This is a genomic window from Abiotrophia defectiva ATCC 49176 (assembly GCF_037041345.1).
Lineage (GTDB): Bacteria > Bacillota > Bacilli > Lactobacillales > Aerococcaceae > Abiotrophia.
In genome coordinates, this window is sequence record NZ_CP146287.1 from 2,003,726 (window position 1) to 2,023,335 (window position 19,610).

Consider the following 19,610-nt stretch of genomic DNA (forward strand, 5'->3'; position numbering starts at 1 on the left):
GCTCTCATCGGCATTTAGGAGGGCAACTTTGATAAGAAAGGGGGAGGACAGAATGGCATTGCCACAATTTCCGTATTTATCACAACATGAATGGCGTTACTTCGACGATGCTAACCATGTTCCGGCGCTGCCGGCAAGCGATAGTTTGGCCTATCAGGACAGCTTCATTCGTTGGCTCCCTCATTTACAAGGAGACCAAGCTCAGGGCCTCGTTCACTTTTATTCCATTGATCGTCCCACTGTCCTCTTGGGCGCCAAAGATAGCCGTCTGCCTAACTTATTGGCTGGTTTGGCCTACCTAGAAGAGCGAGGCTTCGACTATGCCCTCCGGCCCCATGGTGGCTTGGGCGTTGTCTGTGATCCAGGCATCCTGAATATTGGCTTGGCAAGCGACCTGACCCACTTCCCCCTATCCATTGATGCCGCCTACGAACAGATGGTGGCCCTGATTGGACTGTCCCTGATACCTTATGGCCTTGAGCTTGAAGCCTATGAAATCGCCCAATCCTACTGCCCTGGTACCTATGACTTGGTCGCGGGGGGCCAGAAAATCGGGGGCATTGCCCAACGTCGCTTTAAGACCGGTCTGACGACTGCGGCTTATATCAGTGTAGCGGGTGACCAAGCTGCTCGCGCCCAACTCATGGCGGGCTTTTACCAGGCAGCTGGAGCGGACGACAGCTATCCCCAAGTAGACCCAGCGGTCATGACGACACTGGCTCAAGCTTGTGGCCAACCACTTGACCGCCAGACCTACCAAGAAGAGTTGATCCAGCTGATTAGCCGCTATCAAAAACTAGTCCCAGGCGACTATCAAGATCCTGACCTAGTGCCTATCTTTACCAAAATGCGCCAAGTGTCCTTGGCCCGCACCCAATCACTAAAATCAGAAGTCAATAGCAAGCAAGATAGCTAAGGAGGTTATGCCATGTTTAACTTTGATGGGGCCGTTGCGGCCCAAAAACTCAGCCGTGAGAAGGTCTTCCGCGACCCGGTACATGGCTATATCCATATCCAAGACCAGATTATCTTAGATCTGATTAACACGCGAGAATTTCAACGCCTGCGCCGCATTAAGCAATTGGGCGGTTCCGTCTACACCTTCCACGGGGCCGAACATTCGCGCTTCGGTCATTCTCTAGGCGTCTATGAAATCACACGTCTCATTGTCGACAAATTCGAACGCCAATACCTGTCCCAAACGCCGGGTGACGGCCTATGGCAGGCCTCTGAGCGCTTGGTCGCCCTCTGCGCTGCCTTACTCCATGATATTGGCCACGGTCCCTTCTCCCATGCCTTCGAAGGGATCTTCCATACCAACCATGAGGAGATTACTCAACGTATTATCACCTCGCCTGAAACTGAAATTCATCAGGTCTTGCTACAACTTGGCCCAGAATTCCCGGCTAAGGTCGCCAGTGTCATCAATAAGACCTACCCTAACCAACAGGTAGTCCAGCTGATTAGTAGCCAGATTGATGCCGACCGCATGGACTATCTGCTTCGCGATGCCTACTATGCTGGCGTCTCCTACGGCACTTTCGATTTGACGCGGATTTTGCGGGTGATTCGCCCCTTCAAAAACGGCATTGTCTTCGACTTCTCGGGTATGCACGCCATTGAAGACTATATCGTCAGTCGCTATCAAATGTATATGCAGGTCTACTTCCACTCCGTCTCCCGCGGCATGGAAATGGTCCTCCACAGCCTACTGACCCGCGCTAAGACCTGTTATCTGGAAAAAGCGGACCAGATGAAGACCCAAATCAGCTTCCTAGAGCCCTTCCTACGAGGGGACTGGCTCCTATCTGATTACTTGCGACTGGACGACCACATCCTCAGCAGCTACTTCAACCACTGGCTAGACGAAGAGGATATCTTGCTGGCAGATTTGGCTAATCGCTTCCTGACCCGCAAACCTTTCAAATCCGTTCTGACCAGTCCCGAAGAGAAGACTGAGCTGACCATTGCCATCGACCAAGAACTAGTCCGTCTGGGCTATGACCCTTACTATTATTTCGCGGAGAATTCTAGTTTTGACCTGCCTTATGACTATTATCGTGTAGGTCAGATTAGCAAACGCACCCAGATTGAGCTCATTACCAAGATGGGGCAGATTGTTGAGCTATCTCAAGTTAGTCCCCTAGTCAATTCCCTAGCCGGCAAGCAGCGTGGCGATTTGCGTCTCTACTTCCCTAAAGAAATTTTGACCACAGCCGAGGATACGGCGGCCGACCAGGTCAATGAGAACCAGACCACCTTGCTGGCGGCTTATTACAATGAGCGCAACGACGTTACCCAGAATATTCAACAACGACTGTTCTAAGGATTAGAAATAGATACTAGCTTTTCAAACGGTGAATAACTGTAGTCGCTCAAGCAAACATCATGCCCATGGAAGGGGACCGGCTTTAGCCTGGCTATCCGCCACTCTTCCGCCTTGTCAGGCTATGGAATCGCTAAGTCGCGATGCTCCAAGCGCTTCTCATACGCCTGCCATCTTCAACCTTCCAATGGCATGAATTTTGACGCGACTACAGTTATTCACCTAGCTTCAAGGCTAAAAGCTATCCTCTCACAGTACAAAAAAATAATCCACACACAAAAAAACCATTATATCATATATGATATAATGGTTTTTTTCTATGCTCTAATTTCTTCTAAATATCCATCGCGTATGGTAAGGACGCGGTCGTATTGGGAAATGAGGTCTGACGTAATATGGTGCTCAATGTCAATAACCAAGCCGGGATATTGACGTAATACTTGGTTTAAGGCTTTTGCAGCCTGAGCGTCAAGTCCTGAAAGAGCCTCATCCACTAGCAAAATAGGCTTTTTGAAGAGAAGCGCACGTGCAACCTCTAATCGCTTGAGTTCACCGCCTGACAAAATTTGTTGGTCACCACCCAAAACTCTAGCCAAAGATTCTGGATCAGCAAACTTCGCCAATCCTACAGCTTGTAAGGCCATCTCCATTTCCTCTGACCTGTAATCTAGTCCTAAACTTAAATTTTCTCCTAAAGTCAGATTAAAAACAAAAGGTGCTTGTTCCACCATACCAAACCAAGATCCTTCATCCGATGGTAATGCATCTCGATTCAGACTCACTTTGCCTTCCAGCAGTGGGATTTCGCCCATCAGAGTCTGGATAAGGGTTGACTTACCCGAACCTGATGGCGCCTGCAGGAGGATTTTTTCTCCCAAGTTCAACTGGAGATTCAAGCCTTTAATCAAAGGACGATTTGGATAACCAACTGTCCCATCCTGCACCTGAATCAATGCTTGCTTTTCACCACGCACTAACTCTAGGTGCGACTTTTCAGCTTGAACTGGTTGCATTATCTTGTCTAGGAGTGGCTGTGTTGCGGACATATTATTATAAAGTTGAATACAGGTCATTAGGGGAGAAATCACCCGATCTGCCGCCATGTAAATGGTAATCAACGCCCCCACCGTTAGACGGCCTGCCATGACAGATTGAATGCCAAGTAGCAAACCCACCAAGAGGGCACCAACATAGAGTAAACTAACCAAGGTGTTGGCTATTTGTTGCTTGAGCTCCATTTGGAGATAGGCTGACTCTGAATAATTCAATTGGGACATAACACGCGTTTGTCCCGGTAGCAGTGCCTGAAAACGACTTAGGAGTTTACGCCCTTTAAGAAAATCATCCAATTGATTGACGAAACGCTGGTTTTCTCCTTGCCAGTTTAGAGTGGCCTCTTTGAGCCACTTGGCGCTGAGGCGCGGTACCAAGACAGGTATAAATCCTAGCCCAACAAAAATCAGCCCTACTGGTACATCAAGCATCATTAAGAAGCTAAAAGTAACCGCCGTCTGCAAAAGACAGTAGACAAATGTCAAGAGGCTAGCAACTATCCGCTCATCAATCTGCGTCACCTCGGTCGTAATACTAGCCAGATAGCCACTAGCAGCGCCCAATCGCGGTCTAGCACTGGCCTTAGTCAATTCTTGGGCTTTTAACTCAATCCTAACTTGGGTCCGAATTTTAGCTAGGAAGTAACGCTGTAAGGCCTGCGAAAGGGCAATTAGCATGAGAAAAGCAAGCCACTGCACTGTTGTCCAAGTCCCGGAAATATAATCTCCCACTGTCAGAAAGTCGGTAAAACGCCCTAAAAAGTATGGTCCCCCGATACCATCGAAGGAAAGTAAAATAGAAAATAGGATGCAAGCCAGAACTAAATTAAACTTTCCAACAAATAATTTACTTATTTTCCTCATCTGTCACCCCGCCCTTTCCTAATAAGGCCCATATATATTCAGTGCGATATCTTGTTTTGCATTTTATCCTTAAAACTCCCGTTTGTCAATATCCATAAAAGGATAGTAAAGGGGGCATTTTGAATTCATAAACTCTCTTAATCGTATGTAACCAGGGGCAAGCTATTCATTAACGTATTCACGGACAAAACAAAAAAGCTAGAGACTCCGATAAAACGGAGTTTCTAGCTTTATTTCTTAGCTTGAAAATTACTTCAAGGTTACAGTTGCGCCAACTTCTTCCAAGGCAGCTTTCAAAGCTTCTGCGTCTTCTTTAGAAGCGCCTTCCTTGACTACAGATGGTGCGCCGTCAACTAATTCTTTAGCTTCTTTCAAGCCTAAGCCAGTTGCTTCACGGACAACCTTGATAACTTTGATCTTACCTGCACCTGCGTTAGTTAATTCAACGTCAAATTCAGTTTTCTCTTCAGCTGCTGCTGCTGGACCTGCTGCTACTGCTACAGGAGCTGCTGCAGTTACGCCAAATTCTTCTTCGATTGCTTTTACTAAATCGTTTAATTCGATGATTGTTGCTTCTTTGATTTCAGCAATAATGTTTTCAATGTTTAATGCCATGATTAATTTCCTCCATTAAGTTTAGTATTGTGTAATTAAGCTGCACTTTCTTTTGCTTCTGCAACAGCTTTAATAGCCAATGCAGTGTTGCGTACTGGGGCTTGCAGTACAGAAAGGAGCATAGAGAGCATGCCATCGCGGTCTGGAAGAGCTGCAAGAGCCTTCACGTCTTCTGCTGAAGCTGCTTTCCCTTCGATTAAGCCACCTTTGATTTCAAGCTTTTCAGCTTTCTTCGCGAATTCTGCGATAACTTTCGCTGGCGCTACAACTTCTGATTCGCTGAACACGATAGCAGTTGGGCCTACAAAGTGGGCATCCAAGCCTTCGATTTCAGCTTGAGCAGCAGCACGACGTAAGATGGTGTTTTTCACAACCTTCATTTGCACGCCGTTATCACGTAACTCTTTACGTAAGTTAGTCACTTCTTCAACGGTTAAGCCTAAGTAGTCAACAACGACTACAGATGCTGCAGATTTGAGTTCTTCAGCAACTTTTGAAACTTCTTCTTGCTTTTTCAAGAGAATTGCTTTTGTCATAATTTCACCTCCGCTAGTTTGATATAGAGATTTTTATGTTGTCATAAAAAATCTCTATGTCACCTTAGACATAGAGATAGCTTCCATTCGTGGAACTTCCTCGGTAAGAAATTAAGGCCTGCGCCACTTACTGTCTTCGGTCGTTATATTAACGTATGTTATTGTAGCGAAGAAGGGCCATCATGTCAAGCCTCTTCGCGGATTTCTCGCTAAAAATTAGAGAGAAGTAACATCCAACTTGATCCCAGGACCAAAAGTAGTGCTCAAAGTCAAGTTGTTGATGTAAGTACCTTTAGCAGCGGCTGGTTTCACACGCAAGATTTGCTCGTGAAGCGCCTTGAGGTTTTCAACCAATTTGTTGTCTTCAAAAGATACTTTACCGATTGGCACGTTCACGATACCAGCTTTGTCAGCACGGTAAGTGACTTGACCAGCTTTGATGTCGTTAACTGCTTTGGTTACGTCCATGGTAACAGTCCCGGTTTTAGGGTTTGGCATCAAGCCTTTTGGCCCTAAGACACGACCAAGGCGACCCACTTGACCCATCATGTCAGGGGTAGCGACCATCACGTCGAATTCTAACCAACCGTCAGAAATCTTTTGGATTAAGTCTGCTTCACCAACAAAGTCAGCACCTGCTGCTTCCGCTTCTTTAGCTTTTTCGCCACGCGCGATTACAACTACACGGCTGGTTTTACCAGTCCCGTGTGGCAATACCATTGCGCCACGGATTTGTTGGTCAGCTTTCTTAACGTCGATGTTTAAGTTGTAAGAAACTTCAACGGTAGCGTCGAACTTAGCGAAGTCGATTTCTTTTGCTAAGGTAACAGCTTCGTTAGCTTCATATTTTTTGTTGCGGTCTACTTTTGCAAGAGCCGCTTGTAAGTTTTTGCTCTTTTTAGCCATTTTTCTTCCTCCTATGTTGTGGTTATAACGGTTTGACCTCCCACACCCGATAGAATTCGGGTTGAGAAGCTACATTGTGCTTAGTCTTGGACTGTAATCCCCATTGAGCGAGCAGTACCTTCAACCATGCGCATTGCAGCTTCAACATTGGCTGCATTTAAGTCTGGCATTTTAGTTTCTGCGATTTCTCGTACTTGATCTTTGGTTACAGTGGCAACCTTAGTTTTGTTAGGTACACCTGAACCTTTGTCAACTTTAGCAGCTTTCAGTAACAATACTGGAGCTGGTGGAGTTTTGGTGATGAAAGTAAATGAACGGTCTTCGTATACAGAGATAACAACAGGAATAATCAAGCCTGCTTGATCTTGTGTACGAGCGTTGAACTCTTTACAGAACCCCATGATGTTTACTTGTGCTTGACCGAGCGCTGGACCTACTGGTGGAGCAGGGCTTGCTTTGCCGGCTGGGATTTGTAATTTAACTTGTTTTACGACTTTTTTAGCCACGAAACATTCCTCCTTAATTTTTGGTTCGTGATGTGGTTCATGGAAGCCTAAGCCTCCTCCCACTCAGTGTGCGTACTTTGCGCACCGTACTATTATAGCATACTCCAGCAAATATGCAATGCCTTAAGGCCTGATTTTGAGAGATTTTTTTGCTCTGCAAGATTCTGCTCATGCTTGGCTTTTTCCTTACAAGAAAAGCCCCCTGGAAAGGGAGCTCCTTATTTACGCTTCACCAAGTAATTCTTCAACCTTCTGGTCTTGGAATTTTTCTTCGTGTGGCAAGATTAAGTTGAGCAGGACGCCAGCCAAGGCGCAGAGGGCAGTACCGGATAAGGTCACCGGTCCTAATTTGAGAACCGCGCCGCCCAAGCCTAGCACTAGCATAGAACTGGCGATAATCAAGTTGCGGACTTGGTGGAAGTCAACTTGCTTCTCAATCAGCACTTTCAAACCGTTAGAAGCAATAACCCCATAGAGTAGGATGGCCATACCACCTAATACGGGTTTAGGAATAGTGGAGATGATGGCCGTGAATTTGCCCATAAAGCTAAGCCCGATAGCAAAGAGGGCGGCATTGCGAATGACAGAGACGGAAGCGATACGGGTCATCCCTACCACCCCGGTGTTCTCGCCATAAGTGGTATTGGCCGGCCCCCCGATAAAGGCTGACACAGCGGTCGCCACCCCATCCCCAATCAAGGTCCGATGGAGGCCTGGTTTTTCCAAGAACTTACGGCCACAGATTTGCCCCAACACTGTATGGTCCCCAATATGTTCTGCAATGGTCACGACTGCTACCGGCAAAATCGCCCAAGTCTCTGGCCCAAAGTAGAGGTGATAGTGACTGAAGAAGCCCCCAGTTTCAAATGGTAGATAGAGATGCGGCACTTCAAACCAAGCTGCCTCTAGGACTGGCGTGAAGTCTACTAAACCAAGAATAACAGCTAGCAAGTAGCCCCCAATAATCCCAAAGAGGAAGGGGATGATTTTGAGAAAACCCTTGGCTTTGGTATTGATGAAGGCCGTGATTAAGAAGGTAACAAGGGCGACCAGGATATGTTTGATGTCGCCCCCCTCCACAAAACCAGCATTCTTAACCGCTGAGTTGGCTAAGCCCAAACCGATTACCATAATCATGGGCCCAATCACAATAGGTGGCAATAAGCGATCAATCCAGGTGGTTCCAATTGCCCGAATCAAGAGGGCCATCCCAACATAGACTAGCCCAACTAGCACCACCCCGGTTTGGGCAGCAGAGACATCGCCATTCATCTGACTATTAGCGAAGGCCATGGCCTGGATAAAGGCGAAGGACGACCCTAGGTAGACCGGCACCTTGAACTGGGTCGAGACCATGTAGATGAGGGTCCCTATCCCTGAGGCAAAGAGCGCCACCGAAACCGGCATCCCCAGAATCAGGGGCACCAGAATGGTCGCCCCAAACATGGCAAAGACGTGTTGGGCGCTCAACAAGAGCCCTTGTAGGAAAGGCGGCTTCTGCTCGACATCAAGCAGCATGCGGACTTTGGACGTTTGTAGTTCCATCATAACCTCTTTTCCGGGCTCCAAGACATGACAAAGAGCCCTCTGAATTTATTCCAAGGGCTCGGTAAAGTGATTTAGCCTTCTCCACCTCACGGAATGGAATTAAAAGCCCTTATTGGGAGATAGTATAGCATACGTGAGGCTCTTTGACGAGTCTCAGCTGGACATTTATCAAATTTTGTTAAGACTTCATCACTCGCCCCACAAAAAGAGACTAGGAAGCTTATTTCCTAGTCTCTACCTTGATTAAATATCTTCTTTTTTAACTTGCACGAAGTCTAATTCCGCCACTGTCTCACGACCAAACATTTCAATCACTACTTTGAGTTTGTCATGATCACGGTCGATTTCCTCGATTTGACCAGATAGGCCAGAGAAAGCCCCATCGATAATGGACACATAGTCTCCTTCTTCTACATTGAGTTCTACACGTTGACTTGGCATTGGCGCGTCACCCAAGATAGCCGCAATTTCTTCTGGCAAGAGTGGGGATGGTTTTGAGCCGGCACCATGAGAGCCAACAAAACCAGTTACACCTGGTGTATTACGAACAATAAACCAAGCCTCATCAGACATTTCCATCTCTACTAGGACATAGCCAGGGAAGGTCTTTTCGACTTTTTTCTTCTCTACGCCATCGGTCTTCTCAACAACTTCTTCTTCAGGCACCGCAATACGGAAGATGTGGTCTTGCATGTTCATGCTTTCCGTCCGCATCTCGATATTTTCTTTGACCTTGTTTTCGTACCCTGAGTACGTGTGTAATACATACCATTCTTTACTCATCTGTCTACTCCTTTTATTTGAACCGGCAAAATAAAAAACCTACATTGGGTAGGTCGCTATCGTTAGCCTTAGTATAACATAAGGGCGGCCACTGAGACAAGACCCGGCCCAAGGAATTTCCTCGGGCACTTGGCCTAGTGGCTAGTCTTGATTTCTCTCTAAACCTGCGTGAGCAATTCGAGCTGCAGCAGCGGCTGCAATGGCGCCTACCAAGTCATCAATGAAAGTGTTGACCCGGCCAGGCGTCTTGGAATCTAGTTCTTTGACGATGCCGGTCTTCATTTTGTCTACATAGCCAAAGTTGGTCAGGCCAATCGACCCGTAGACATTGACAATGGACAGGGCCAGAATCTCATCAATCCCATAAAGACCCGCATCGCGCGCAATAATGTCCCGCAAAATAGGCGAGAAGTGGCCCGCTTCTACCGCCATATCTAACTCAATACCAGTGACTACTGCGTGCTGAACCTCGCGTTTCTTGAGGACTTCTTGAACGTGAGACTGACACTGCTCAATCGTAATATGGGGCACATAATCCACTTGTAAGTCGTAGACAATGTGGGCGATATCCTTAATGGTCACGCCTCGTTGGCTTAAGAGATCATACATATGCTGTTCTAAGTGTTCATCGTGTGTCATGAAGCCACCATCCTTTTCTCTAAAGTAAATCAATCCGCCTAGAGAGATTCTCCAAGCGGATTGAGGTTTTCTATCTAAGTGCCTACCTCTCGCTCGCTTAGAGGGCGTAGAAGTAGTTGAGTAAGTTGGACAAGCCAAAGTCGATGCCACCGAAGTAGAGGCCTAATAAAACGACCATAATAATGACTGTCCATGTATATTTGTTGACTTCACCTAAGCTTGGCCAAGTCACACGTTTCATTTCTTTTCCGACGTTCTTAATGTATCCCATGCTCTAATACCCTTCTATTTAGTTTCTTTATGCAAGGTATGCTTGTTGCAATACTTGCAGAATTTCTTGATTTCTAAGCGTTGCGACTGTCCCATCTGCGTGGGTGTCATGTGGTAATTACGTTGACCACATTCACTACAGGCTAAGGCACCTTTCTTTTGAGCCAAGGCAACTACCTCCTTTTGATGCTGTATCATCTTTTAATGATAGGCAGTTCCCGGCTATTTGTCAAGCCTCTTGCAGAAATCTTCTAGTTTTTTACGACAGCGGCTTAGAGCACTTTGACAAGAACGTTGGGACTTGCCCTTGACCTGAGACATCTCCTCGACACTCATGCCATCTAGGCAAGCTAAGAGAACCTCTTTTTCCCAATCAGACAAACTTGAAAAATAACCATCGGAGGCTTCACGTGCCAGACACCAATCTTCTGGTGCCACATCATGACCTTGGGCTAGGGGACTCAAAGGATCGAAATGTGCCTCTAGTTGTTCTCTCACATAGTCATCCACATCCAGAGAAACACAATCGGATGCTTGAACACGTTTATGAGCCGATTCATAACGATATAAATGGCTAAAATGTCGGATAAGGACAATTTTAAAGTAACTCTTGAAGGGAATTCCACCATTATAAGTGAAGATGGCCTTCCACAAAGTAACTCTAGCTTCTTGTTGGAAGTCTGCATAATCAAGATAGGCAGACTTACTCATCAAATAACAACTTCTAATCAAAGGACTGAACTGGCGCAACAATTGTTCAAATTGTTGGCCATCAAAATCTGCCTTGAGTGCTGCAACTGCTTGATCTAGTGCTGGCAACTCTGTGTCTTCGTACTGATGAAAATCCATGGGTGTTTCCTCCTCTATAAAGGTTATTATAGGGGAGAAGGAAAAGGTTTATCCCATATGTTTAAAGTGTTTTGCGCAATTGATCGAGTTTCGCCAATTGTTTTGCGCTCCACGGGCTGTGCCGGCGGAGCCGTCTACTATAGTAACGTTCGACATCTGCAGTCATTTCTTCCTTGGCTAACTTCAAATCAAGCCATAATTCTTGAGCCGACATACGAAGGGCTCCCTGTTGAAAAATAGTCCATTGCTCAGCCATATCACTCGTCGCCACCGTTACGCGGTTCAACGGATGGATATAGGCTCCTACTCCCCTCTCAATATACGAGTCTGCCGTTTCGTTCTCCTCGGTAAAAACCACTTGCACTCCAGACTGCTCAAGCCTTGTCGCTCGTCCAGGTACTAATTGGGCATCAAAGACCACAATCACTTGGACCTGTCTCACCCTGGCATAACTGGCCAGTTCAGCTATTAGTCGATCCCGCGCTTCTTGGATATTAACCACTTGAAGACGCGACAGGTGTGGCCACGCACCAATCATATTGTAGCCATCCACCAAAAGGTAGGCCTGTCTTTTCATCAGTGATTCCCCTAATTCATCCGATGCCGGGCAACTTCATAAACCAATACGCCTGCTGCCACGCTAGCATTAAGACTTTGGACATGTCCCACCATTGGGATGGTGACTATGCCATCTGCTTTTTGCTTCACAAGAGGAGAGACCCCTTGACCTTCATTCCCAATGACAATCGCTAAAGGCCCTTGACTATTCCACTGGCGCACATCTTCTCCCGCCATATCCGTGGCGAAGACCCAGATCCCTTGATTTTGTAGCAGTTCAATGGTCTGAGCGATATTTGCAACACGAACAACGGGCACATGTTCGATAGCCCCTGTGGATGTCTTGGCAACAATGCCTGTTAAACCGACTGCGCGACGCTTAGGAATGATGATTCCGTGGACACCAAAAGCATCCGCCGTGCGAAGAATGGACCCCAAATTATGAGGATCTTCAATCCCATCAAGAATCAGTAGGAAAGGAGGCTGACCTTTACTTTCGGCCAAGGCAAGGCAGTCTTCTATGGTCTGATAATCAAAAGGAGGCACGGTGAGAACCAACCCTTGGTGATTAGCACCTTGGGTCAATTCATCCAGTTTACTTTTCGGAACTTCTTGAAAAATTCCGCCGTGGTTTTTTACTAATTCTATTATACTACTTATTTTAGAATCTGCCAGCCCTTTTTGATAAAAAAGTTTATTTATCCCCTTATTTTTTTTAAGGGTTTCCATTACCGCGTGTTTGCCAAAGATAATTTCCTCTTGGGAAGATACTTCTTGATTATTTTCTATTTTCTTGTCTGTTGTTTCATCATATTTCTTTTTATGCGTTTGTCGCTTACTAGTTGATTTGCGCGACCGACTTGTATCATATTTCATTCTATTGTCCTCTCTGATCGATCAGGGCTAGAGACTGGGCAATCAACTCCTCCAAACGCTGACTTTGCCCGGAGAGATGAAGCCAGCCAAGTAGGGCTTCAAAGCCTGTTGCTTGGCGGTAATCGCCAATGCTGGCATTCTTAGCCTTGGTATTAGCCTTATGATTGCGCCCCCGCTTATAGATAGTTAATTCCTCTTCATTTAAGGTCTCTTGGTCCCGCAGACACTGCATGGCATAGGCCTGGCCCTTGGCCTCTACATAGCGGGTCGCTGCCCGATGCAGACGATTGGGCTGGGTCAAGCCAGAGGCAATGACATGCTGTCTGACATAAACCTCATAGATAGCATCCCCAATATAGGCTAGGGCAGCCCCATTTAATTGATCCACTTGATTCATCGATTCACTCGCTTCCAAACCGTACCTTGAGGCGTATCATCTAAGAGAATGCCTTGCTCTTTGAGTTGATCACGAATCGCATCGCTACGGGCGAAATCCTTGTTGGCCCGGGCTTGACGGCGTTCCTCAATCAGCGCCTCAATTTCCTGATCAATACTATTGCTTTTATCTTCTAAATCCAAGCCAAATACTGCTAATAAATCATGTAGGACTTTGTCATAAAGTGACAGAACACCCTGGCTAGTTACTTCTAGCTCCAGGTAGCGGTTCAGGGACTTGACCAAATCAAAGAGAGCTGTAATCCCATTAGAAGCATTAAAGTCATCATCCATAGCGGTCACAAATTGCTCTTGAATGCCACTAATCTCAGTTAACCAAGCCTCATGACCTTCAAGGTCTGCACTAGCTTGCTCCTGACGGTGCTTGAGTCGACGAATTGCCTCCCGTAATTTGCTGACATTGGCTTGTGCTTCGGTAATCACTGCCTCATCATAGCGCAAAGGACGACGGTAGTAGGTTGTCGCCAACATGTAGCGAATGACCATAGGGTCGTAGGCTCCTAACAAGTCGCGCAAAAGGACAAAGTTCCCCAGGGATTTACTCATTTTCTCATCTTGCTTCCCAATGGTCACAAAGCCATTGTGGAGCCAGTAATGGGCAAAAGTATGGCCGGTGCAAGCTTCAGACTGGGCAATCTCATTCTCATGGTGAGGGAAGGTGAGGTCTTGCCCGCCCCCGTGAATATCAATCGTATCACCTAGGTACTTAGTGGCCATAACTGAACATTCAATATGCCAACCAGGACGGCCCGGCCCCCACGGCGAATCCCAGGCAATCTCCCCAGGCTTGGCAGTCTTCCAGAGGGCAAAGTCCAGAGGATTAGCCTTGCGTTCTGCAACTACCTGATCCAAACGTTCGCTAGCGCCAACCAATAGATCTTCTAGCGATTGGTCAGATAAATGGCCATAGTCCTTGAAGGAATCCGTCTTGAAGTAAACATCGCCTTCTGATTCATAGGCATGGCCCTTTTCGATTAAGGTCTGGACGAAGGCAATAATCTCCTCAATATTTTCCATAACCCGTGGGTGGACGGTCGCCGGTTGAATATTGAGCTGGCCAGTATCTTCCTTGAAGGCCGCAATATACTTGTCAGCAATGGCTTCAGGAGTTGAACCTTCAGCAATCGCTGCCTTGATAATTTTATCGTCAACGTCGGTGAAGTTGCTGACATAATTGACTTGATAACCTCGATACTGGAAGTAACGCCGAATAGTGTCAAAGGCTACCGCGCTACGGGCGTTGCCGATATGGATATAGTTATAGACGGTCGGACCGCAGACATAGAAAGCCACTTGCCCTTCTTTAATGGGACGGAAGACTTCCTTCTGCCGTGTCAAGGTATTATAGACTTGTATTGCCATAGTATTGCTCCTTTGCGTTAAAATAGTAAAAAGGCCCTAGCTAAGCCAATTAATTGGTGTCTGACCCTGTGCCTCTAAAAAGGCATTGGCTCGTGAAAAAGGTCGACTGCCAAAGAAACCGCGATAAGCAGATAGGGGACTAGGGTGCGCTGATTCAATCACCAAGTGCTGGCTAGCGGTAATCAAGGCCTTCTTCTTGCGGGCATAGGCTCCCCACAGGATGAAGACAGCCGGCTGCGCCTGTTGATTGACGACCCGAATGATGGCGTCGGTAAATGGCTCCCAAATCTGACCTGCATGGCCATTAGCCATACCGGCTGGAACGGTCAAACAGGCATTGAGTAGTAAAACTCCTTGCTGGGCCCAAGTCGTTAAGTCATGGTTGGGCTTGACGCCAATGTCATCCGCTAATTCTTTGAGAATATTCTGAAGAGAAGGGGGGGCAGGCAAATCATTAGGTACAGAAAAGCTTAATCCTTGTGCCTGACCTGGCCCGTGGTAGGGATCTTGCCCCAGAATAACCACCTTGACATCCTCTAAGGCGGTCGTTTGGATAGCATTAAAGACTCGGTCACGTGGCGGGTAGATCCTTCCTTGGCCGTAAACTTGGTCCATGAAATGATTAATTTGGCTAAAATAACCTACGGGTAGTTCTTCCTTAATGGCTTGATGCCAGGCAGAGTGTGACATATAGGGAGCCTCCTTAGATAGCAGATGCCTTAAAACAAAAGAGGTTGAGGCAAGTGCCCCAGCCTCTTATAGTCATCTTGAATTTTATGCCAAGAGCGCTGCTACTTGGTCAATGTGGGATAGGACTTTTTCTTTGCCTAAGACTTCGATTAATGCCGGTAATTCTGGCCCATGCATTTGGCCACTCACAGCAATCCGGATTGGCATGAAGAGGCCACGCCCTTTGGCGCCTGTTTCCTTCTGCACTTCCTTGATGCAAGCTTTAATATTCGCTGCTTCAAAGTCTTCTAAGTTCGCTAACTTCTCGCGAACCGCCGCCAAGACAGCCGGCACTTGTTCGCCTGCTAAAACCTCGCGACTTTCTTCATCGATTGTTAAGCTATCGTTGAAGAAGAGGCTAGACAGAGATACGATTTCTGCCCCATAAGACATTTGTTCGTGGAAGAGGGAGACGACCTTAGTCACCCAAGCTAACTCTTCTTCTGATGGATTAGCCGATACACGACCTGCCTCAATCAGGTGTGGCAAGGCCAGTGCCGTCACTTCATCAAGACTCGCTTGCTTCATGTAGGTATTGTTAATCCATTCCAATTTCTTGGTGTCGAAGGAAGCTGGTGAGGTAGATAAACGTTCATAGTCAAAGAGCTCAATTAACTGGTCACGACCAAAAATTTCCTCTTCCCCGACTGGAGACCAGCCCAAGAGGGCGATAAAGTTGAAGATAGCTTCTGGTAAATAGCCCAGGTTACGGTATTGTTCGATAAATTGCAAGATAGCACCGTCACGTTTGCTGAGTTTCTTATGAGTCTCAGCATTAACGATTAAGGTCATGTGACCAAAACGTGGGTAGTCCCAACCGAAAGCATCATAAATCATCATTTGCTTAGGTGTATTAGCGATATGGTCATCCCCCCGCAATACATGGGTAATACCCATAAGGTGGTCATCGACCGTTACCGCAAAGTTATAAGTTGGCATGCCGTCGCGCTTACGGATCACCCAGTCACCAGAGACACTGCGTGATTCGAAGGTAATCGGACCCTTAACCAGATCTTCAAATTCATAGGTCACATCTTCTGGCACGCGGAAACGAATAACCGGTACACGGCCTTCCGCTTCAAAGGCAGCTTCTTCTTCAGGCGTTAGATGGGCATGTTGGCCACCATAGTGTGGCATTTCGCCACGGACTTGTTGGGCTTCACGTTCTGCTTCTAATTCTTCTTCCGTCATGTAGCACTTGTAGGCCTTGCCTTCTGCCAAGAGTTGGTCAATCAGTGGGTTGTAAATATGCAGACGCTCTGACTGACGGTAAGGACCCACTTGGCCTGGCTTATTAGGCGCTTCATCCCAGTCCATCCCCAACCAGGTTAAGTTATCTAGCTGGCTCTTCTCGCCATGCTCAAGATTACGTTTTAAGTCGGTATCTTCAATCCGAATGACGAAGTCCCCGCCATAGTGGCGCGCGAAAAGATAGTTGAAGAGCGCAGTCCGCGCATTCCCGATGTGTAATTCTCCTGTTGGGCTTGGTGCATAACGCACACGTACTTTTGAAGTCATGTAGTTTCCTCTTTCCTTAGTAATGTGACTGCTTGGTTTCGATTTTATCTTGCGAGTGAGCGGGCTTAGCGAAAATCATACGCCCAGCGCTAGTTTGAAGGGCGCTAGTAACAATGACTTTCAGTCGCTCATTCATGTAATGTTGCCCGTCTTCGACCACAATCATGGTCCCGTCATCCAAATAGGCAACCCCTTGTTTGCGCTCGGTCCCGGACTTAACCACCGTGACTTCCATGATTTCGCCAGGAATCACGACGGGTTTGACTGCTAAGGCCAAGGCATTGATGTTAAAGACGGTGACATTCTGAAATTCACAGACCTTATTTAAATTATAATCGTTTGTGACGACGGCTGCATCAATTAATTTTGCCAAACGAATCAGCTTGCTGTCAACCTCTGGCACATCGTCAAAATCCCCATCATAAAATTCGATTGGAATGAGCGATTCTTTTTGCAAGCTGTTGAGAATATCCAGCCCTCGGCGACCACGAGCACGTTTGAGCGAATCTGCTGAGTCCGCGATGAACTGCAATTCCTTAAGCACAAAGTTAGGAATCACGAGTACCCCTTCTAAGAAGTGGGTCTTGGCAATGTCGGCAATCCGCCCATCAATGATAACGCTAGTATCTAAGAGTTTGTAGCGGTGGAAATTCTCGCCAGCCTTGCGCTCCAAGATACGGCTTTCCTGTTTTTCCCGCTTGCTAGCAGAGCGACTAAAAATCGTTCGCCATTCATCCTGCCGACTGGTTGCAGTTTGGTAGCCAACAATGGATAGGATGACCGACAAAACCAAGGGCAGGGCGTTAGAGATAAAGGGAATTTGCAAATTAGAGAAGGGGAGTGAGATGAGATAGCCGATAATCAGACCGACAACCCCACCAATAGTCCCGAAGAAGATGGTTGAGGTGGTTTGTTTGTTTAAGATTTCTTGTGTCTTGCGAATCCAACGAGCTAACAAAGGTGAGGCGAGATTTCCCAAGAGGGCGAAAATAATTGCGAATAATAAACCGTTAAAGTAGGTGTTCTGCAAGAAAACTTGCGTTAAATGTAACCACGGCCAGATAGAAGCCCCAAAGGAGACGCCAAAACTCAGTCCGATAATGGCTGAAACCATTAAGACAATACGTTTAAACATAAACCTTCCTCCTTTCCTGTTTTTTTATAATGATGGCCTCCCCCTATTGGCGGGGGAAGACCTTATGAATGGCTTCCTGGATAGTGGCCACTGGCACAATTTCGATTGCTATTGTCTGATCCAGGCCTGCTAGATTATTTTTGGGAATATAGGCTCGCTTAAAGCCCAGTTTGGCAGCTTCCTTGAGGCGCTCCTTGATTTGGCTAACCCGTCGGATTTCCCCCGTCAGACCAATTTCGCCGATGAAGCAATCTTCGATCTTAGTGGCCTGATTCCAATAACTAGACGCGATGCTGACTGCAATGGCCAAATCAATTGCCGGCTCGTCTAATTTAACGCCGCCTGTAATCTTGAAGAAGGCATCCTGATTTTGCACCAGCAGACCGCAGTGCTTTTCCATAACTGCCAAGAGCAGTGACACGCGTTGATAGTCAATCCCCGAGGAGGTGCGTTTGGCAGTCCCATAGACAGTTGGAGTCATCAGAGACTGGATTTCCGCCAAAATCGGCCGCGTCCCTTCAATCGAAGCCACAACAGTCGAACCCGTCGCGCCAGCCAAACGTTCTTCCAGGAAGAGTTCTGAAGGGTTGGTTACTTCTTCCAAACCTGCTTCCAGCATTTCAAAGACCCCTAACTCATGTGTGGAGCCAAAGCGATTTTTCACGGCTCGCAAGACCCGGAAACGATTATGGCGCTCGCCCTCAAAGTAGAGAACGGTATCCACCATGTGTTCCAACATCCGAGGCCCTGCAATATTGCCCTCCTTGGTCACGTGACCGACAATAAAGGTCGCAATATTATTATCCTTGGCAATCCGCATTAAGATAGCGGTAGCTTCCCGCAATTGGGAAACACTTCCCGCCACCCCAGTATGATCTGCCAGTTGCATGGTCTGGATAGAGTCGATAATCAAAATGTCTGGAGCAATACGCTGAACTTCGCCAGCAATAACTGCTAAGTCCGTCTCCGATAAGAGATAGAAATGACTGTCCTTGAGTGATAGGCGTTCCGCCCGCATTTTAATTTGGGAGAGACTCTCTTCCCCAGAAACATAGAGGACGGTCTGACCTAGATTAGCCAGTTGAATCGAGACCTGGAGCAAGAGGGTAGACTTACCAATCCCAGGATCGCCCCCAATCAGAACCAAACTGCCGGCTACCACCCCGCCCCCCAAGACCCGGTCGAACTCTTGGAAATTGGTATGGGTCCGCGTTTCAGCCTTGTAGGTGATTTCTTCTAGGCGTTGAGCCCGGTTGGCACCTTCACCGCGCTGGGTCAAAACCTTGAACTGGCTTTTCTCAGTCTTAATGGTCGATTGGACAATTTGTTCTTCCATCTGATTCCAAGCGCCACAATTAGGACACTTACCCAGATACTTAGCCGATTCATAGCCGCAGGCCATACATTCGTAGCTTACTTTTTTCTTGGCCATAGCTTTCCTTCTTTCTTTGGCTCTAGTCCTTAGAGCCTATTGTTGGTGATGACCAGAGGAGCCGAAGCCTCCTTCGCGGGCAGCCTGCCCACCATGGTCGCCATCTGCCTTCAAGAAAGGTAAGAAGATGGCTTGGGCAATGCGCTCACCTTTTTGGATGGTTTGGTCAAAGAGCCCAAAGTTGCTAAGTTGAACATAGACATGCCCTTCATTGCTAGGATTATTATAGTAGTCTGCATCAATGACGCCCACTCCGTTAGGAACCTGCAAGAAACGCTTGAGCGGGTTACTAGAGCGGTTAATAATTTGTAAGTATTCGTCTTCCTGCATATAAACCTTAAGCCCAGTAGGCACAAGGGTTGGTTTCAACAAGCGCTGTGGATCCTCTGTTGGCTCCTTTTGGGTTGGTTTGGCATGAATCCATTGTTTCATTTCCATGGCTAAATAGCGGAAAACTTGTCGCCAGTAAGACGGAACCACAATGGTTTCTGCCGCTTCCAAATCATAACCAGCGGCATGATGGGTCGCTCGCTGTGGCAGTTGGATGGCTTTATCTTGGTAGCTAGTGATGACTTCAAAGCCACGTTTTCTTTCCTGGGTCATAAGACACCCCTTTTCTACTGAATCATCTCTATTTTACCAAATTTCCC

At 47.1% G+C, this 19,610-nt stretch carries 22 protein-coding genes and 1 other annotated feature; of the genes, 2 read left to right on the forward strand and 20 right to left on the reverse strand.

Annotated elements, in window-relative coordinates; translation table 11 throughout:
• The first annotated feature begins 52 nt into the window (after positions 1 to 52).
• Both V7R82_RS09405 and V7R82_RS09410 read left to right on the forward strand, forming a co-directional pair.
• Positions 53 to 916, forward strand: coding sequence for a lipoate--protein ligase family protein (locus V7R82_RS09405; RefSeq protein WP_338542677.1), 864 nt, complete (start codon positions 53 to 55; stop codon positions 914 to 916).
• Positions 917 to 928: 12 nt separating this feature from the next.
• Entirely contained in the window at positions 929 to 2,326 is a 1,398-nt protein-coding gene (locus V7R82_RS09410) for an HD domain-containing protein (protein WP_314211236.1), read from the forward strand.
• Positions 2,327 to 2,643: 317 nt separating this feature from the next.
• Here the strand turns inward: V7R82_RS09410 and V7R82_RS09415 are convergent, their stop codons facing one another.
• From V7R82_RS09415 to V7R82_RS09510, 20 genes are all read right to left on the reverse strand, one after another.
• Positions 2,644 to 4,242, reverse strand: a complete 1,599-nt coding sequence (locus V7R82_RS09415; protein WP_338542681.1) for an ABC transporter ATP-binding protein — start codon at positions 4,240 to 4,242, stop codon at positions 2,644 to 2,646.
• Between the two features lie 249 nt (positions 4,243 to 4,491).
• Positions 4,492 to 4,857: a 50S ribosomal protein L7/L12 gene (gene rplL, locus V7R82_RS09420; RefSeq protein ID WP_023392535.1), complete on the reverse strand. Its 366-nt coding sequence runs from the start codon at positions 4,855 to 4,857 to the stop codon at positions 4,492 to 4,494.
• A 35-nt stretch (positions 4,858 to 4,892) separates the two neighbouring features.
• Positions 4,893 to 5,393, reverse strand: a complete 501-nt coding sequence (rplJ, locus tag V7R82_RS09425) for a 50S ribosomal protein L10 (RefSeq protein WP_291430439.1) — start codon at positions 5,391 to 5,393, stop codon at positions 4,893 to 4,895.
• A gap of 36 nt (positions 5,394 to 5,429) precedes the next feature.
• Positions 5,430 to 5,551: a sequence feature (ribosomal protein L10 leader region), on the reverse strand.
• 58 nt (positions 5,552 to 5,609) lie between these two features.
• Positions 5,610 to 6,299, reverse strand: a complete 690-nt coding sequence (gene rplA, locus V7R82_RS09430) for a 50S ribosomal protein L1 (RefSeq protein ID WP_070756436.1) — start codon at positions 6,297 to 6,299, stop codon at positions 5,610 to 5,612.
• 80 nt (positions 6,300 to 6,379) lie between these two features.
• Entirely contained in the window at positions 6,380 to 6,805 is a 426-nt protein-coding gene (gene rplK, locus V7R82_RS09435; protein ID WP_035364969.1) for a 50S ribosomal protein L11, read from the reverse strand.
• Positions 6,806 to 7,027: 222 nt separating this feature from the next.
• Positions 7,028 to 8,350 (reverse strand): uracil-xanthine permease family protein, encoded by a 1,323-nt coding sequence (locus tag V7R82_RS09440; RefSeq protein WP_338542686.1) that lies wholly within the window; start codon positions 8,348 to 8,350, stop codon positions 7,028 to 7,030.
• Positions 8,351 to 8,596: 246 nt separating this feature from the next.
• Positions 8,597 to 9,136, reverse strand: coding sequence for a transcription termination/antitermination protein NusG (gene nusG, locus V7R82_RS09445; protein ID WP_023392541.1), 540 nt, complete (start codon positions 9,134 to 9,136; stop codon positions 8,597 to 8,599).
• Positions 9,137 to 9,277: 141 nt separating this feature from the next.
• Positions 9,278 to 9,775, reverse strand: a complete 498-nt coding sequence (locus V7R82_RS09450) for a phosphatidylglycerophosphatase A family protein (RefSeq protein WP_291427634.1) — start codon at positions 9,773 to 9,775, stop codon at positions 9,278 to 9,280.
• A gap of 97 nt (positions 9,776 to 9,872) precedes the next feature.
• Positions 9,873 to 10,046, reverse strand: coding sequence for a preprotein translocase subunit SecE (gene secE / locus V7R82_RS09455; protein ID WP_023392543.1), 174 nt, complete (start codon positions 10,044 to 10,046; stop codon positions 9,873 to 9,875).
• 14 nt (positions 10,047 to 10,060) lie between these two features.
• Positions 10,061 to 10,213, reverse strand: coding sequence for a 50S ribosomal protein L33 (gene rpmG, locus V7R82_RS09460; RefSeq protein ID WP_070756439.1), 153 nt, complete (start codon positions 10,211 to 10,213; stop codon positions 10,061 to 10,063).
• Positions 10,214 to 10,267: 54 nt separating this feature from the next.
• Positions 10,268 to 10,894 (reverse strand): RNA polymerase sigma factor, encoded by a 627-nt coding sequence (locus V7R82_RS09465; RefSeq protein WP_070756440.1) that lies wholly within the window; start codon positions 10,892 to 10,894, stop codon positions 10,268 to 10,270.
• Between the two features lie 61 nt (positions 10,895 to 10,955).
• Positions 10,956 to 11,471, reverse strand: coding sequence for an NYN domain-containing protein (locus V7R82_RS09470; protein ID WP_070756441.1), 516 nt, complete (start codon positions 11,469 to 11,471; stop codon positions 10,956 to 10,958).
• A gap of 11 nt (positions 11,472 to 11,482) precedes the next feature.
• On the reverse strand, positions 11,483 to 12,328 hold the full coding sequence (gene rlmB, locus V7R82_RS09475) for a 23S rRNA (guanosine(2251)-2'-O)-methyltransferase RlmB (protein ID WP_083316325.1): 846 nt from the start codon (positions 12,326 to 12,328) through the stop codon (positions 11,483 to 11,485).
• Position 12,329: 1 nt separating this feature from the next.
• A complete protein-coding gene (locus V7R82_RS09480; protein ID WP_070756442.1) occupies positions 12,330 to 12,725 on the reverse strand; it encodes a Mini-ribonuclease 3 in 396 nt (131 codons plus the stop codon).
• Positions 12,722 to 14,146 (reverse strand): cysteine--tRNA ligase, encoded by a 1,425-nt coding sequence (gene cysS / locus V7R82_RS09485; protein WP_338542688.1) that lies wholly within the window; start codon positions 14,144 to 14,146, stop codon positions 12,722 to 12,724. The genes V7R82_RS09480 and cysS overlap by 4 nt, the downstream gene beginning before the upstream one ends.
• 36 nt (positions 14,147 to 14,182) lie before the next feature.
• Positions 14,183 to 14,836 carry a uracil-DNA glycosylase gene (locus tag V7R82_RS09490; RefSeq protein WP_338542689.1) on the reverse strand — a complete coding sequence of 218 codons (654 nt, stop codon included), beginning with the start codon at positions 14,834 to 14,836 and terminating at the stop codon, positions 14,183 to 14,185.
• Between the two features lie 84 nt (positions 14,837 to 14,920).
• Positions 14,921 to 16,393 carry a glutamate--tRNA ligase gene (gene gltX, locus V7R82_RS09495; RefSeq protein WP_338542690.1) on the reverse strand — a complete coding sequence of 491 codons (1,473 nt, stop codon included), beginning with the start codon at positions 16,391 to 16,393 and terminating at the stop codon, positions 14,921 to 14,923.
• A 16-nt stretch (positions 16,394 to 16,409) separates the two neighbouring features.
• Positions 16,410 to 17,528 carry a PIN/TRAM domain-containing protein gene (locus V7R82_RS09500; RefSeq protein ID WP_291427630.1) on the reverse strand — a complete coding sequence of 373 codons (1,119 nt, stop codon included), beginning with the start codon at positions 17,526 to 17,528 and terminating at the stop codon, positions 16,410 to 16,412.
• A gap of 43 nt (positions 17,529 to 17,571) precedes the next feature.
• Positions 17,572 to 18,960: a DNA repair protein RadA gene (gene radA / locus V7R82_RS09505; RefSeq protein ID WP_338542693.1), complete on the reverse strand. Its 1,389-nt coding sequence runs from the start codon at positions 18,958 to 18,960 to the stop codon at positions 17,572 to 17,574.
• 36 nt (positions 18,961 to 18,996) lie between these two features.
• Entirely contained in the window at positions 18,997 to 19,563 is a 567-nt protein-coding gene (locus V7R82_RS09510; RefSeq protein WP_338542694.1) for a dUTP diphosphatase, read from the reverse strand.
• Positions 19,564 to 19,610: the final 47 nt, after the last annotated feature.

Excerpts from the sequence above, each read along its gene's own strand:
- V7R82_RS09405 (WP_338542677.1), top strand. The coding sequence starts at position 53 with ATGGCATTGCCACAATTTCCGTATTTATCACAACATGAATGGCGTTAC.
- V7R82_RS09410 (WP_314211236.1), top strand. The coding sequence starts at position 929 with ATGTTTAACTTTGATGGGGCCGTTGCGGCCCAAAAACTCAGCCGTGAG.
- V7R82_RS09415 (WP_338542681.1), bottom strand. The coding sequence starts at position 4,242 with ATGAGGAAAATAAGTAAATTATTTGTTGGAAAGTTTAATTTAGTTCTG.
- rplL (WP_023392535.1), bottom strand. The coding sequence starts at position 4,857 with ATGGCATTAAACATTGAAAACATTATTGCTGAAATCAAAGAAGCAACA.
- rplJ (WP_291430439.1), bottom strand. The coding sequence starts at position 5,393 with ATGACAAAAGCAATTCTCTTGAAAAAGCAAGAAGAAGTTTCAAAAGTT.
- rplA (WP_070756436.1), bottom strand. The coding sequence starts at position 6,299 with ATGGCTAAAAAGAGCAAAAACTTACAAGCGGCTCTTGCAAAAGTAGAC.
- V7R82_RS09440 (WP_338542686.1), bottom strand. The coding sequence starts at position 8,350 with ATGGAACTACAAACGTCCAAAGTCCGCATGCTGCTTGATGTCGAGCAG.
- nusG (WP_023392541.1), bottom strand. The coding sequence starts at position 9,136 with ATGAGTAAAGAATGGTATGTATTACACACGTACTCAGGGTACGAAAAC.
- V7R82_RS09450 (WP_291427634.1), bottom strand. The coding sequence starts at position 9,775 with ATGACACACGATGAACACTTAGAACAGCATATGTATGATCTCTTAAGC.
- secE (WP_023392543.1), bottom strand. The coding sequence starts at position 10,046 with ATGGGATACATTAAGAACGTCGGAAAAGAAATGAAACGTGTGACTTGG.
- V7R82_RS09465 (WP_070756440.1), bottom strand. The coding sequence starts at position 10,894 with ATGGATTTTCATCAGTACGAAGACACAGAGTTGCCAGCACTAGATCAA.
- V7R82_RS09470 (WP_070756441.1), bottom strand. The coding sequence starts at position 11,471 with ATGAAAAGACAGGCCTACCTTTTGGTGGATGGCTACAATATGATTGGT.
- rlmB (WP_083316325.1), bottom strand. The coding sequence starts at position 12,328 with ATGAAATATGATACAAGTCGGTCGCGCAAATCAACTAGTAAGCGACAA.
- V7R82_RS09480 (WP_070756442.1), bottom strand. The coding sequence starts at position 12,725 with ATGAATCAAGTGGATCAATTAAATGGGGCTGCCCTAGCCTATATTGGG.
- cysS (WP_338542688.1), bottom strand. The coding sequence starts at position 14,146 with ATGGCAATACAAGTCTATAATACCTTGACACGGCAGAAGGAAGTCTTC.
- V7R82_RS09490 (WP_338542689.1), bottom strand. The coding sequence starts at position 14,836 with ATGTCACACTCTGCCTGGCATCAAGCCATTAAGGAAGAACTACCCGTA.
- gltX (WP_338542690.1), bottom strand. The coding sequence starts at position 16,393 with ATGACTTCAAAAGTACGTGTGCGTTATGCACCAAGCCCAACAGGAGAA.
- V7R82_RS09500 (WP_291427630.1), bottom strand. The coding sequence starts at position 17,528 with ATGTTTAAACGTATTGTCTTAATGGTTTCAGCCATTATCGGACTGAGT.
- radA (WP_338542693.1), bottom strand. The coding sequence starts at position 18,960 with ATGGCCAAGAAAAAAGTAAGCTACGAATGTATGGCCTGCGGCTATGAA.
- V7R82_RS09510 (WP_338542694.1), bottom strand. The coding sequence starts at position 19,563 with ATGACCCAGGAAAGAAAACGTGGCTTTGAAGTCATCACTAGCTACCAA.